Origin of the sequence: Streptomyces sp. NPDC047000, from assembly GCF_040644295.1 — a bacterium.
Classification (GTDB): domain Bacteria; phylum Actinomycetota; class Actinomycetes; order Streptomycetales; family Streptomycetaceae; genus Streptomyces.
Genome location: NZ_JBEYWE010000001.1, coordinates 662,373 through 674,681 on the forward strand (window position 1 = coordinate 662,373; position 12,309 = coordinate 674,681).

A 12,309-nucleotide genomic window follows, 5' to 3' on the forward strand; every position below is an offset into this window, starting at 1 on the left:
CTTAAAGCAAGGAAAGTCCTTCTGAGACAGGGGAGTTCAGTCCATGAAGGGGCAGACGTCCGGGATGTCCGACGGTCCGGTGCCGCTCAGAGGGCGCTGCCGGACTTCCACCGGGCCCATGTGAGGTTCCATCCGTTGAGTCCGTTCGACGCCGTGACGGTCCGCTCACCGGAGTTCTTGACGATCACGACGTCCCCGAGCATGGAGCTCTCGTAGAACCGGTACCCGGCGGTCGACGTGTCGCCGGCGCCCTTGCTGTCGCGCAGCCCGATGCATCCGTGGCTGGCGTTCTGGTGCCCGAACACACCTTCGGCCGCCCAGTAGTTGCCGTGGATGAAGGTCCCGGAGGTGGTCAGCCGCTGGGCGTGCGGCACATCCGAGATGTCGTACTCGTCGCCGAGACCGACGGTGGAGGACTGCATCCGCGTCTGCCGCAACCGCTCGCTGATGACCATGATCCCGGCCCAGGTGGTGTGGGAGGAGTCGCCCCCGGTGACCGGGTAGGTGGCGGTGACCTTCCCGTCCCGCCGCACCGTCATGGTCTCGCTGCCGAGATCGACGGTACTGATCTGCTCGCGCCCGATGTGGAAGGTCACGTCCTTGGACTGCACGCCGTAGACCCCGTCGGCCCCCTCGACGTCCTTGAGCCGCAGCCCGAGGGTGATCTTCGTGCCCGGCGCCCAGTAGGTCTCGGGACGGAAGTCCAGCCGGGTGTCGTCGAACCAGTGCCCGACGACCTCGACGGCGGGCTCGGCGGTCACGGTGATCGCCTTCTGCACGGCCGCGCGGTCCTTCACGGCGTGCGAGAAGGTGACCGACACCGGCATCCCGACCCCGGAGGTGGAGCCCACCTCGGGCGTGAAGTACCCGACGAAGGTGGCCCCCGGAGCCTTGGTGGTGAACGAGGTGACGGTCGCCGCCGCGGTGTCCTTCGCCTTCGCGGTCACGGTGTACCTGGTCCCGGAGTACGGATTCCCGGCCGAGGTCCACCTGGTCCTCGCGGAGTTGAACGACCCGTCGAGCGCGGACCCGTCGTTGCCGCTGACCCGGACCGACTCGAGCGTCCCGTCGGTCACGGTGACCTCGACGGGAGCGGAGAACGGCGCCTTCCGGGTCCCGTCGGCGGGCGAGACGGCGACGGCGGCCTTCCGGGCCGCGTTCTGCGCGGAGCCGCCGGCCGTGGCCGAGGGCGCGGAGCCGCCGGCCCCGGTGGCGGAGGCGCTCTTCGCGTCGTCGCCGGAGGACCCGCACCCGGCGAGCACGGCGGCGGCCGGAACCGCGCCGAGAACCGTCAGGATCCCGCGCCGGGACCACCTCCCGGGCCGCTCCCCACCCAGGTCCCCTATCTGTGCGACACCCACGACACGCCTTCCCGCTCCACCGCGCCGACCACGCTCGGCACCCGTCGGTGGGCATCCTGCGCCGTCTGTCTGGGGCGGGGCTTTGAAAGCGGGGGCGGTTGCTGAGATTGCCGTGAAGAACTGCTGTGAGAGCCGGGGACCTCCGGCACACCGGCCGGAAACATGCGGGGCGGCGGGCGCGCGGGGTCCAATGGGCCCGACGGTGTGCGTGATCACGGCAGGAAAGGTGCAGGCGTGAAGCTGACGATTCTGGGCGGCGGAGGATTCCGCGTCCCCCTCGTGTACGGCGCGCTCCTCGGTGACCACGCCGAGGGCCGGGTCACCCGGGTCGTGCTGCACGACCTGGACGCGCGCAGGCTGGCCGCGGTGACCCGGGTGCTCGCCGAGCAGGCCGCCGGGGTGCCCGACGCGCCCGAGGTGACCGCGACGACCGACCTCGACGAGGCCCTGCGTGGCGCCGATTTCGTGTTCTCGGCGATCCGGGTGGGCGGTCTGGAGGGCAGGGCCGAGGACGAGCGCGTCGCGCTGGCCGAGGGTGTCCTCGGCCAGGAGACGGTCGGCGCGGGCGGCATCGCCTACGGTCTGCGCACCGTCCCGGTCGCCGTCGGCATCGCCCGCCGGGTGGCCCGGCTGGCGCCCGACGCGTGGGTCATCAACTTCACCAATCCCGCCGGACTCGTCACCGAGGCCATGTCCCGCCACCTCGGTGACCGTGTCATCGGGATCTGCGACTCACCGGTCGGGCTCGGCCGCCGTATCGCCCGGGTGCTCGGCGCCGACCCGGGCCGGGCGTGGATCGACTACGTCGGCCTCAACCACCTCGGCTGGGTACGCGGCCTGCGCGTCGACGGCCGGGACGAACTCCCCCGCCTGCTCGCGGACCGCGCGCTGCTCGGTTCCTTCGAGGAGGGCAGGCTGTTCGGCACCGACTGGCTCCAGTCGCTGGGCGCGATCCCCAACGAGTATCTGCACTACTACTACTTCAACCGCGAGACCGTCCGTGCCTATCAGGAGGCGGACCGCACCCGCGGTGCCTTCCTCCGCGACCAGCAGGCCCGCTTCTACGAGGAGGCGGCGGACCCGGACGGCTCCGCCCTGGACCTGTGGGAGCGCACCCGGCACGAACGCGAGGCCACGTACATGGCGGAGAACCGCGAGACGGCGGGTGCCGGAGACCGTGACGCCGACGATCTCTCCGGCGGTTACGAGAAGATCGCCCTCGCGCTGATGCGGGCCGTCGCCCGGGACGAACGCACCACCCTGATCCTCAACGTCCGCAACCGCGGCATCCTCGCCGCCCTCGATCCCGAGGCCGTCATCGAGGTGCCCTGCCTGGTCGACGCCAACGGCGCCCGTCCGGTCGCCGTCGATCCGCTGCCCGGCCATGCCACCGGTCTGGTCTGCTCGGTCAAGGCCGTCGAACGCCAGGTGCTGGCCGCCGCCGAGTCCGGCTCCCGCGCCGCGGCCGTCAAGGCCTTCGCGCTGCATCCGCTGGTGGACTCGGTGAACGTGGCACGGCGGCTGATGGAGGGGTACGCGGCCGTGCATCCGGGGCTGACGTATCTGGGGTGAGGCGGTGAACTGATCGGGTCGGCCGGTCGCTCCCCGTGACCGCGACCGACCGACCCGTTCCCCCGTCCCCCGTTCCCCCGTGTCCCCCCCCGTGTTTCCCCCGTCAGGTGGTGCAGGTGGTGCCTTCCCCCGTGGTGGTGCCATGTGGTGCTGTGGTGCCGTGTGGTGCTTCCCCCGGTCGTGCCGCTGTTCCGTACTGTCATCAAGAGCGTCGTGGGCACTCCCTGATACACCCCCCGCCGAAAAAAAATCGGCGGCGGGGAACGGAAAGTCCCCCCGGCCCAGGATCCGGGGGGACGTCGGTGTGACGGCGGTGGCCGTCAGCCGGTGAATCCGGCGGTGATGGAGGTGAACTGCCAGGTGTTCTGGCTGATGCCGGAGCAGTTGCTCACCACGCCGCCGCCCGCGCAGCCGCGGTCACGGTTGACGGACCAGAAGGCGAGCCGGGCGATGTGGTGCGTGTTCGCCCAGTCGCGGATCTGGGTCCAGATCGCGGGGGTGGTGGTCTCCTGCTGGTCCGACAGACCGTTCATGCCCGAGATGCCGATATGGGCGTACGCGGTGGCGTCGTCCCAGCCGAAGGTCGACTTGAGCTTGGCCTTCAGGCCCTCGGCGGCGTTCACGGTGCTGCCGTACATGTCGGAGCCGCCGCCGAAGTCGAACGGCATGATGGTGAAGACGTCGATGCCGGCGCCGAGCGACTGCGCCTGCTCGATGAGCCGGTTGCCGTAGTAGGTCGGGCCGGTCGTCGAGGTGCCGAAGGTGACGATGGTCTTCAGGCCGGGGTTGTTGGCCTTGACCGTCTTCAGCGCGGTCAGGATCTTCGCCTGCACGGCCTCGTTCTCGAACTCGTCCGTGTTCTCGATGTCCATGTCGATCGCCTTCAGGCCGTAGGCGTCGATCACCTTCTGCATGGCCCCGGCGAGCGCGCTCGCGGAGGAGCAGTTGGCGCCGAGCTTGCTGCCCTGCCAGCCGCCGAACGACGGGACGATGTCACCGCCCGCCGAACGGATCTGGTTGATCGCGGTCTGGTCGACGCCACCGGTCAGCGACCGGCTGCCGTCCCAGGCCGGCGTGCAGCCGCCCGAGTCGAGCACGAAGGCCATCGTGAACCACTTGACGCCCGTCGAGCTCATCACGGTCGTCGGGCTCGGCGGGTCGCCCCAGCCCTCGTACAGGTACGGCGCCGCCTGCGTGAACGTCGTGCTGCCGCTGCCCGCACTCGTGGTGACGGACACGGAGTTGGACGCCGCGGAGGTGTTCCCGGCCGCGTCGCGCGCCTTCACGGTGAACGTGTACGCGGTGCTGGGCGAGAGCCCGCTCACCGTGGCGGACGTACCGGAGACGGACAGCACCTGGTTGGAGCCGCTGTAGACGTCGTACGCGGTGACGCCGACGTTGTCGGTCGAACCGGTCCACGACAGCGACACGCTGGAGGACGTCTTGGCGGTGGAGGTCAGCCCGCTCGGCGCGGTCGGCGCCTGGGTGTCGGAGCTGCCGCCGCCCGGACCGTCCAGGCTGATGTCGTCCGCGTAGTAGGCGCCCTGCGCGTACCAGCCGTGGACGTAGATGTTCGCGGTGGTCTGCGAGGCACCCGTGGTGAACGACACCGACAGCTGGCTGTACGCCGACGGGGACGTCGTCCAGGTCGAGGCACCGCCGTCGACGCCGAGGTAGACGTAGCTGCCGCGGACCCAGCCGCTGAGCGAGTACGTGGTGTTCGGCTGGACCGAGACGGTCTGGGTGCACTGGGCGTTGTCGCTGTCGGACACCGCGCCGGTGAGCGCCTTGGAACCGCCGTGCACCGGGGAGGAGACGATCGAGCCGAGGTTGCCCGAGCAGCTCCACGGGGACAGACCGCCCGACTCGAAGCCGGGGTTGGTGAGGATGTTGGCCGCCTGGGCGGTGCCCGGGAGGGCGATGGCCCCGCCGAGTGCCAGGGCCGCCGAGCCCGCGAGGGCCAGGACCCGGCGTCTGGAACGCCGGAGAGTGTTGCGCATGCGATCTCCCTGAAGGAGTGGGGGTGTTCGGGAGTGCACAGGAGTGCTGGTGATGCGCCACCAAGTTGGTATGGACCAATCCTGCTGTCAAGTGGGGAGGGCAGGATTGGTCCAGACCGGTATGAAGTTGTGGTCCCGTCCGGTGCCCGGATGCAGGCAAAGCGGAACTGAGTTACGAGGAGGGAGAGTTGGGGCAGGTTCCCGACTGCCGGGCGCCGCCGGGCTCCGTCGCCCCGTCAGGCCGGTGCGATGGCCCGGGAGGCGGACTCGGCCTGCGCCAGGGTCACCGGGCCGTCGGCCGGCTCCGCCGCCCCGGCGGCCGACAGCGACTGCTGCGGGAGCTGGGGCTGCTGTTGGGGCTGAGACTGGGGCTCCTCCATCCGCTGCTGCGGGATGGACACGGGGCGCAGGGGCCGCGGGCCGGACACCACCGCGTAGTCCTGGCCCAGGAACGGCGGCTCCAGCACCCCCGTCTCCTCGCCGAGCGCCAGCTGCACCGCCGCCCACGGCGCGTTGATCCCGCACAGCGACAGCTGGTGCAGTCCGCCCGCCGGACGGGTGTTGACGTCCAGCAGCACCGGCCGGTCGCCGTACATGCGGAACTGGATGTTCGACAGATGGTGCAGCCCGAAGCCCTCCGCGATCCGCCGCGCGGGCTCCAGCCACTGCTCGTGCAGGGTGAACCCGCGCCGGCGGCCGTGCTTCGTGCGGCCCACCGCCATCCGGACACGGTTGTCCCGCCCGGTGAGGCAGTCGACCGACACCTCCGGCTGCTCCAGACGCGGCATGACCAGCCAGTCCACCGGCTCCTCGGCCTGCGCCACCGCGTCGAGCACCAGGTCGAGGGGGACGTAGGGACTGGGGAACCCGCTGAGCTGGACCATCGAGAACGGCGAGCGCGTGATCATCCGGAAGCCCACCCCGCCCGCACCGGACGCCGGCTTGAAGCACGGCTTGTCGCCGCGCGCCTCCAGCTCCTCCACGGCGCCGAGCAGTTCGTCCGCCGTGCGGACCCGCCACCACGGCGGCACCGGCACCCCGATGCCCCGGACGGCCTCGTACGCCACCACCTTGTCCTCGAAGACGGCCACCGCCTCCGGCGTCGGCGCCAGCAGCGCCGTGCCGGCCGCCTCGAACTCGGCGCGGTGCGCGACGATCGCCGACTGGTGCAGCCGCGGCACGAACACGTCGATGCCGCGGCGCGCGCACTGGTCGAGCGCGTACTCGACGTACGCGGCGGGGGACAGGCCCTCGGGCTCCAGCTCCGCGGTGTCGGCGGCGGCCAGTACGGGGGAGTCGGGGTCGCCGTGCGTCGCATGGATCTCCACGGCCCGGTCGCTGGGATTTCTCCTCAGCTGATCCATGAAGAACACGTTCTCCGCGTACGTACGATTGAGCCAGACGCGTACGCGAGAGAGCATGCAAGCCGCCTTTCGGGGTTTTCGGGCAGGACTCAGCGGCCCGTGCCCGGGCAGGACGAATGGAGGTACACCAAACCGCCCTTCGCGAAGGGGCGTTCAAGGCGGTGGTGTTGGGGCGATCATACGGCTTCCGCGACGGTGCGGGTGCAACGCGCGTGTTACGGATTGTCCCGGGTAGGGGGAATGGGACACAAGGGCCGTTCGGGCCCCCGGGAGCGGGCGCGGTACGGCGGGGACGCCGTGCTCCGGCCGGGACCGGCGGGGCGCGGCGGGGCGGACCGGCGGGACACGTCGGCGGCCGGTCGGCGGCCGGTTGTCGTCGGTCCGGAACCCGACTTGTCCGGCGCTCCACGGGTGTGATCTCTTGGTGGACCACGGGGCGGCGGAGGAGGCCAGAGCGGTGGAGTCGACGGCCGGCGGAGGCGGGCAGCTGCTGGCCATCAGCGACCTGCACATCGGATATCCCGAGAACCGCGCCCTCGTCGAAGGCCTGCGCCCTGGCTCCGACGACGACTGGCTGATCGTCGCCGGGGACGTCGCCGAGACCTTCGCCGACATCGACTGGGCCCTCGGGACCCTCGCCGGCCGCTTCCGCAAGGTCCTCTGGTCGCCCGGCAACCACGAACTGTGGACCCACCCCCGTGACCCGGTGACCCTGCGGGGCGTGGCCCGCTACGAACATCTGGTCGCCCGCTGCCGTGAGCTGGGCGTCTGCACCCCCGAGGACCCGTATCCCGTCTGGCACGGACCCGGCGGTCCCGTCGTCGTGGCCCCGCTGTTCCTGCTGTACGACTACTCCTTCCTCCCCTCCGGCTGCACCACCAAGGACGAGGGCCTCGCCTACGCGCACGGCACCGGCGTCGTGTGCAACGACGAGTACCTGCTGCACCCCGACCCGTACCCGACCCGCGAGGCCTGGTGCCGGGACCGGGTCGCCGCGACCGGGCGCAGGCTCGCCGCGCTCCCCGAGGACCTGCCCACCGTCCTGATCAACCACTATCCGCTGGACCGGCACCCCACCGACGTGCTGTGGTACCCCGAGTTCGCCATGTGGTGCGGCACCGCCCTCACCGCCGACTGGCACCACCGGTTCCGCGTCGCCACCATGGTCTACGGCCATCTGCACATCCCGCGGACGACCTGGCACGAAGGGGTGCGGTTCGAAGAGGTGTCGGTGGGCTACCCACGCGAGTGGCGCAAACGCCCGGACCCCCCGGGCCGGCCGCGCCGCATACTCCCGACGGAGGTCGGAACAGGTGATCGAGGAGCTGCTCCCGGACCCGGTCGTGACCGTGGAGACGTTCGGTGACGACGGCTTCGGCGACGCCCCCCTGTACCCCGGGGAGGAAGCCCTCGTCAGCCGCGCGGTGACCAAGCGCCGCCGTGAGTTCGCCGCCGTCCGCGCCTGCGCCCGGCAGGCCATGGAGAAGCTCGGCGTCGCCCCGCAGCCCGTGCTGAACGGCGAGGGCGGCGCCCCGGGCTGGCCGGACGGCCTGGCGGGCAGCATGACCCACACCGACGGATACTGCGCCGCGGCCCTGGTCCGTGCCCATGACCTCGCCTCCCTCGGCATCGACGCCGAGCCCCACAGCCCGCTCCCCGACGACGTCGTCCCCTTCGTCTTCCTCCCCGACGAGGCCGGCCGGCTGCGCGGCCTCACCGAGCGGCGGCCGGAGATCCACTGGAACCGGATCCTGTTCAGCGCCAAGGAGTCCGTCTACAAGGCCTGGTACCCCCTCGCCGGGAAGTGGCTCGACTTCACCGAGGCCGACATCGTCCTCGACCCGGGGCCGGAGACCGCGCCGGGCGCGGCGGGTGCGCCGAGCGGGCGGCTGCGGGCCACGCTGCTGGTGCCGGGGCCGGTGGTCGACGGGCGAGCGGTCGGGGTGTTCGAGGGGCGGTGGCAGGTGGCGCGGGGGATCGTCACCACGGCGGTCACAGTGCCGCACACCTCCGGCGCCGCGGGAGGATGATCCCGCCCCCGCCGCCCCTTCCCGTCCCGTCCCTGGGGGCTGCGCCCCCAGACCCCCCTGTCGGCCCTGGACGGGCCTCGTCCTCAAACGCCGGACGGGCTTATATCCAGCCCCTCCGGCGTTTGAGGAGCGGGGGTACGGGGGCAGCGCCCCCGTGACGGGACGGGAAGGGGCGGCGGGGGCGAGAACCACCCGGACCCGCCCCCACGGGCTCACCCGCCCCCTTTAGCGTCAGCGAAACCTCGTCGAAACGCGCCACAAGACCGCTTCCCTACCCTGGACACTGGAGGAAACGGCTGCCGGCCGCCGTCGCTCGGCCGGGTGGACGGGAGGCGAGTGCGTGATGGACGCGAAGAGCCGGAGACCGGCACAGACCACACGGCTGCGCCCCGTGCCCGACACCGAACCGCGCCTCCACTACCGCGTCGTCCACGGCTACCGGCGCGCCTTCCGGACGGCCGGTTCCGGACCCGTCCTCGTCCTCCTGCACGGCATCGGCGACTCCTCCGCCACCTGGGCCGATCTCATCCCCGACCTGGCCCGCCACCACACCGTCATCGCTCCCGACCTCCTCGGCCACGGCGCCTCCGACAAACCCCGCGCCGACTACTCCGTCGCCGCCTACGCCAACGGTCTGCGCGACCTCCTCACCGCCCTCGGCGTCGAATCGGCCACCCTGGTCGGCCATTCCCTCGGCGGCGGAGTGGCCATGCAGTTCGCCTACCAGTTCCCCGAGCGCACCGAACGGCTCGTCCTGGTGAGCGCGGGCGGGGTGGGACGTGAGGTCAACCCGCTGCTGCGGCTGGCCTCGCTGCCCGGCGCCCAGCTCGCACTGGCCGGCCTTCAACTACCGGGGATGCGCTACCAGGTCGGATTCGCGGTGGGGCTGATGAAGCTCCTCCACCTGGACCTGGGCCGCGACGCCGCCGAACTCCTCACCGTCGTCGACGCGCTGCCCGACCGGCGGTCCCGTGACTCGTTCGTGCGCACGCTGCGCGCCGTCGTCGACTGGCGCGGGCAGGTCGTCACCATGCTCGACCGCTGCTATCTCACCCAGGGCATGCCGACCATGCTGCTGTGGGGCGACCGGGACTGCGTGGTGCCGGTCGAGCACGCCCACGGCGCCCACGAGGCCATGCCCGGGAGCCGGCTGGAGATCTTCGAGGGGGCCGGGCACTTCCCGTTCCACTTCGATCCCGGGCGGTTCGTACGGCTGATCGACGAGTTCGTCGCCGGGACCGCGCCGGCCCACTGGAGCCGGGAGCGGTGGCGGGAGCTGCTGGTCACGGGGCGGCCCGGGAGCGCCGGGGCGTGCGGCACGGAGCGGGAACTGCTGGAGGTCAGCGAGCGGAGCGCCACCTGAGGAGCCGGCCGGTCCCCCGACGCTCAGCCCTGCGGTCCCGGGTAGCCCAGGGACGCCTCGATGCGGCCCGCCACCCCGTCCCGGGCCGCCGGGCTCCGCAGTGACGAACCCGCGAGCCAGGTGCGGCACCTGGCCGCCAGCAGGAGGCCGAAACTCTCCGCCTCCTGCTCGTCCGCCAGATCGAAGCGGGTACGGGCGGCCACGCGGTGGACGGTGGCCTGGAGGACGGCGGCGTCCTCCAGCAGCCGTGCGGCGACCGTGGCGCCGTCCACCGGGTGGCCCCGGTGCCCGGCCGCCATGTGCCACAGTTCATGACCGAGGATCACCAACTGGTGCTCCGGCGGGGTGCGCTGCTCGATGACCACCAGGTCCTGGTCGGCCATGTCGAGCCACAGCCCGCTGGCCGTGCCGGGCGGGAAGGCGGCCGTGCGGTACCGGACGGGGCGGCCGCGGCGTCCGCTCATCGCGGCGCACAGGGCGCCGTACAGGTCGTCGGGACGCGCCGGGGCCGGGAGCGCCAGCTCCGCGACCAGCTCGCCGCACAGCCGGCGCATCTCCCTCCCGGCGCGCACGGTCCTGCCGGCCCGCCCGGTGCCCCGCAACATCACGACTCGGGCCGCTTGACGCTCTCCAGGAGCATGTCCAGCCACTCCGCGACCTTGTCGCGATGCTGGTCGGTGGGCAACTGCGCGGCCCGCCAGGCGATTCCGCGCACCCCGTGGTCCTGGAGCAGCCGCTCCAGCGGGTCGAGGGCCGCCTCCGCCGCCCGCTCCCGGTCGGCCAGCTTCTGCAGCAGTTCCTGCTCGACATGCTGGAGTGCGCCCGCCAGGGCCTCCGGATCCTCCGCCGTCAGGAAACCGGCGTGCACCCGGAAGAAACGCTGGAGCGCGTCGCAGTGCTCCATGGTGGGCCGCCGGTCGCCGTTGATCAGGGCGCCCGCCTGCTGCCGGGACATGCCCGCTCCGTCGGCGATCTCCTGCTGGGTGTACTTGCGGCCGTTGGGCTTCAGACGGGTACGGCGCAGCAGGTCGAGGCGCTGCAGAAAGCGTGCCTGGACGTCCGGTTCACCGGCGGGACGCCCGCTCAGCAGGGCCCGTACGACGGACTCGGGCACACCGCAGGCCACGGACAGCCGCGCCACCTCGAAGACCCTGGAGTGCGGCATTCCGAGACGGTCCGCGAGCGCGGTGACGCGGGTGACGACGGCCGGCAGCTGAGCGGTCGCCGTGGCGCCCGGAACCTCGAAGCCATCCGTCACCGACAGATCTCCTACGTCTCTCACAGGCTTCTCACAAACGGTCGCTGTGAACTTCCCGGAGAGTAGCGGTTGGTTCGAACTCACATCCAGGTCTCGCCACAACTGTGGCCTATTTCAGCCGTCAACCAGCATGAAATGCCACGATAGTTGACATGACAATGCTGCGGGCTCCAGGATCAGGACGCCGCGTGAAGGCCGCATAGGCAAGAGGGGTGACCTCCCGATGGCACATCAGGCAGGAGGGCAGCGGTCCGCACCGCGGCCCGTCCCCCAGGGCCACGACGCCCGGGCGTACCTCCAGGACTACGCCACGTTCCTGCAGGCCGTCCCCTTCCCGTCCGTCGTCATGGACCGGCGCTGGGACGTCGTTCTGACGAACAGCGCGTTCGAGACACTTTTCCGCGGCGTGGGCGCCCATCCGACGGCCATGCCCGGCGACAACTTCCTGAGGTTCGTCCTCTTCCACCCCGACGCGGCCACCGTTCTCGGCGACCACGAGTCGAGCTGGTGCCTGCCCATGCTCGCGGAGTTCAAGGCGGCGCTGGAGCATTCCGGGCACGACCACGCGCTCCAGGCGATCCGCCGCGAGATCGGCCTCGACCCCCTCATGGACGCCGCCTACCGCCAGGGGCTGCCGCACTGGATCCGTGCCGTCGGCGAGGCCGCCGTCGAGCACGACGGTGCCGTACGGCCGCTGCTCCACCCGGATCCGCGCCGCGGGGCCACGGAGTGCAGGCTGATCGTGGAGACCCCCAAGGCCCTGCGGGACATGGGCTACACGCGTCTGACCCTCGTGCCGCGCGACGAGGGGCGGAGCCGTACCGGTGGGCGCCGTCCGCCGCGGCGGCGCGGCGCGCATCACCTCAGCGTGGTTCCCGACCCGGGCGGCGACGGCGGCCGGTCCGTCCAGGAGGCATAGGCGTGGCAGTGGGCGGGGGGCGGTCCGGCCCGTGGGGCGCGTGGGCCGCATGGGACACGGGTGGCTCATGGGGACTGTGGAGCCGGTGTCGCAGACACGGGGAGCGCCCGGCCGCACGGCCCTCGTCCTGTCCGCCTCCGCCGCGGCTCCACGGGGTCGCCCGCTGCCGTCACGCACCCCGGTACCGGCGCTCGCCCGCCCGTCCCGCCTGACGGCGTCCGCCGTACCGTCCCGGCCCGAGCGGTCCGGGCGGCGACGGCTTCTCCCAGCCATCTCCCGGCCCGGCTCCGCCGGCGTTCAGGTCGCCGACGGCGCCGGGCCCCATCACGCAGGTCCGGTGCGCGCCTCTTCCCTCACCGACTCCGCGCAAGTGCCGCGGTGACACGGTCACGGCCGGCAGGGGATCCCCCGGGGGCCCCGCAACTCTACGCAAGCCGTTTGC

At 72.0% G+C, this 12,309-nt stretch carries 10 protein-coding genes; 5 read left to right on the forward strand and 5 right to left on the reverse strand.

What is annotated here, in order from left to right; translation table 11 throughout:
- Window positions 1-86 precede the first annotated feature (86 nt).
- The gene (locus tag ABZ862_RS02680) at window positions 87-1,361 is read right to left on the reverse strand and encodes an Ig-like domain-containing protein (protein ID WP_360950997.1); all 1,275 of its coding nucleotides are present in this window, start codon (window positions 1,359-1,361) and stop codon (window positions 87-89) included.
- Between the two features lie 234 nt (window positions 1,362-1,595).
- Between ABZ862_RS02680 and ABZ862_RS02685 the strand changes: the two genes are divergently transcribed.
- Window positions 1,596-2,933, forward strand: coding sequence for a 6-phospho-beta-glucosidase (locus ABZ862_RS02685; protein ID WP_360951000.1), 1,338 nt, complete (start codon window positions 1,596-1,598; stop codon window positions 2,931-2,933).
- Between the two features lie 320 nt (window positions 2,934-3,253).
- Here the strand turns inward: ABZ862_RS02685 and ABZ862_RS02690 are convergent, their stop codons facing one another.
- Window positions 3,254-4,933 carry a carbohydrate binding domain-containing protein gene (locus ABZ862_RS02690; protein WP_360951003.1) on the reverse strand — a complete coding sequence of 560 codons (1,680 nt, stop codon included), beginning with the start codon at window positions 4,931-4,933 and terminating at the stop codon, window positions 3,254-3,256.
- Between the two features lie 236 nt (window positions 4,934-5,169).
- A complete protein-coding gene (locus ABZ862_RS02695) occupies window positions 5,170-6,354 on the reverse strand; it encodes an ATP-grasp domain-containing protein (protein ID WP_360951006.1) in 1,185 nt (394 codons plus the stop codon).
- Between the two features lie 400 nt (window positions 6,355-6,754).
- Between ABZ862_RS02695 and ABZ862_RS02700 the strand changes: the two genes are divergently transcribed.
- From ABZ862_RS02700 to ABZ862_RS02710, 3 genes are all read left to right on the forward strand, one after another.
- Window positions 6,755-7,663 (forward strand): metallophosphoesterase, encoded by a 909-nt coding sequence (locus tag ABZ862_RS02700; RefSeq protein WP_360951009.1) that lies wholly within the window; start codon window positions 6,755-6,757, stop codon window positions 7,661-7,663.
- Window positions 7,611-8,327, forward strand: a complete 717-nt coding sequence (locus ABZ862_RS02705; protein WP_360951012.1) for a 4'-phosphopantetheinyl transferase superfamily protein — start codon at window positions 7,611-7,613, stop codon at window positions 8,325-8,327. Before ABZ862_RS02700 ends, ABZ862_RS02705 begins: the two co-directional genes overlap by 53 nt.
- 340 nt (window positions 8,328-8,667) lie before the next feature.
- The gene (locus tag ABZ862_RS02710; protein WP_360951015.1) at window positions 8,668-9,690 is read left to right on the forward strand and encodes an alpha/beta fold hydrolase; all 1,023 of its coding nucleotides are present in this window, start codon (window positions 8,668-8,670) and stop codon (window positions 9,688-9,690) included.
- 23 nt (window positions 9,691-9,713) lie between these two features.
- On the opposite strand, the gene ABZ862_RS02715 is transcribed toward ABZ862_RS02710, so the two are convergent.
- Both ABZ862_RS02715 and ABZ862_RS02720 read right to left on the reverse strand, forming a co-directional pair.
- Complete coding sequence (locus ABZ862_RS02715; RefSeq protein WP_360951018.1) at window positions 9,714-10,244, reverse strand: toxin-antitoxin system, toxin component; 531 nt, start codon at window positions 10,242-10,244, stop codon at window positions 9,714-9,716.
- Window positions 10,245-10,294: 50 nt separating this feature from the next.
- Window positions 10,295-10,948: a helix-turn-helix transcriptional regulator gene (locus tag ABZ862_RS02720; protein WP_360951021.1), complete on the reverse strand. Its 654-nt coding sequence runs from the start codon at window positions 10,946-10,948 to the stop codon at window positions 10,295-10,297.
- A gap of 223 nt (window positions 10,949-11,171) precedes the next feature.
- Here ABZ862_RS02720 and ABZ862_RS02725 point away from each other — a divergent pair, with 223 nt between their 5' ends.
- Window positions 11,172-11,867 (forward strand): hypothetical protein, encoded by a 696-nt coding sequence (locus ABZ862_RS02725; protein WP_360951024.1) that lies wholly within the window; start codon window positions 11,172-11,174, stop codon window positions 11,865-11,867.
- The last annotated feature ends 442 nt before the right edge of the window (window positions 11,868-12,309 follow it).

Excerpts from the sequence above, each read along its gene's own strand:
- ABZ862_RS02715 (WP_360951018.1), bottom strand. The coding sequence starts at position 10,244 with ATGCGCCGGCTGTGCGGCGAGCTGGTCGCGGAGCTGGCGCTCCCGGCC.
- ABZ862_RS02695 (WP_360951006.1), bottom strand. The coding sequence starts at position 6,354 with ATGCTCTCTCGCGTACGCGTCTGGCTCAATCGTACGTACGCGGAGAAC.
- ABZ862_RS02690 (WP_360951003.1), bottom strand. The coding sequence starts at position 4,933 with ATGCGCAACACTCTCCGGCGTTCCAGACGCCGGGTCCTGGCCCTCGCG.
- ABZ862_RS02725 (WP_360951024.1), top strand. The coding sequence starts at position 11,172 with ATGGCACATCAGGCAGGAGGGCAGCGGTCCGCACCGCGGCCCGTCCCC.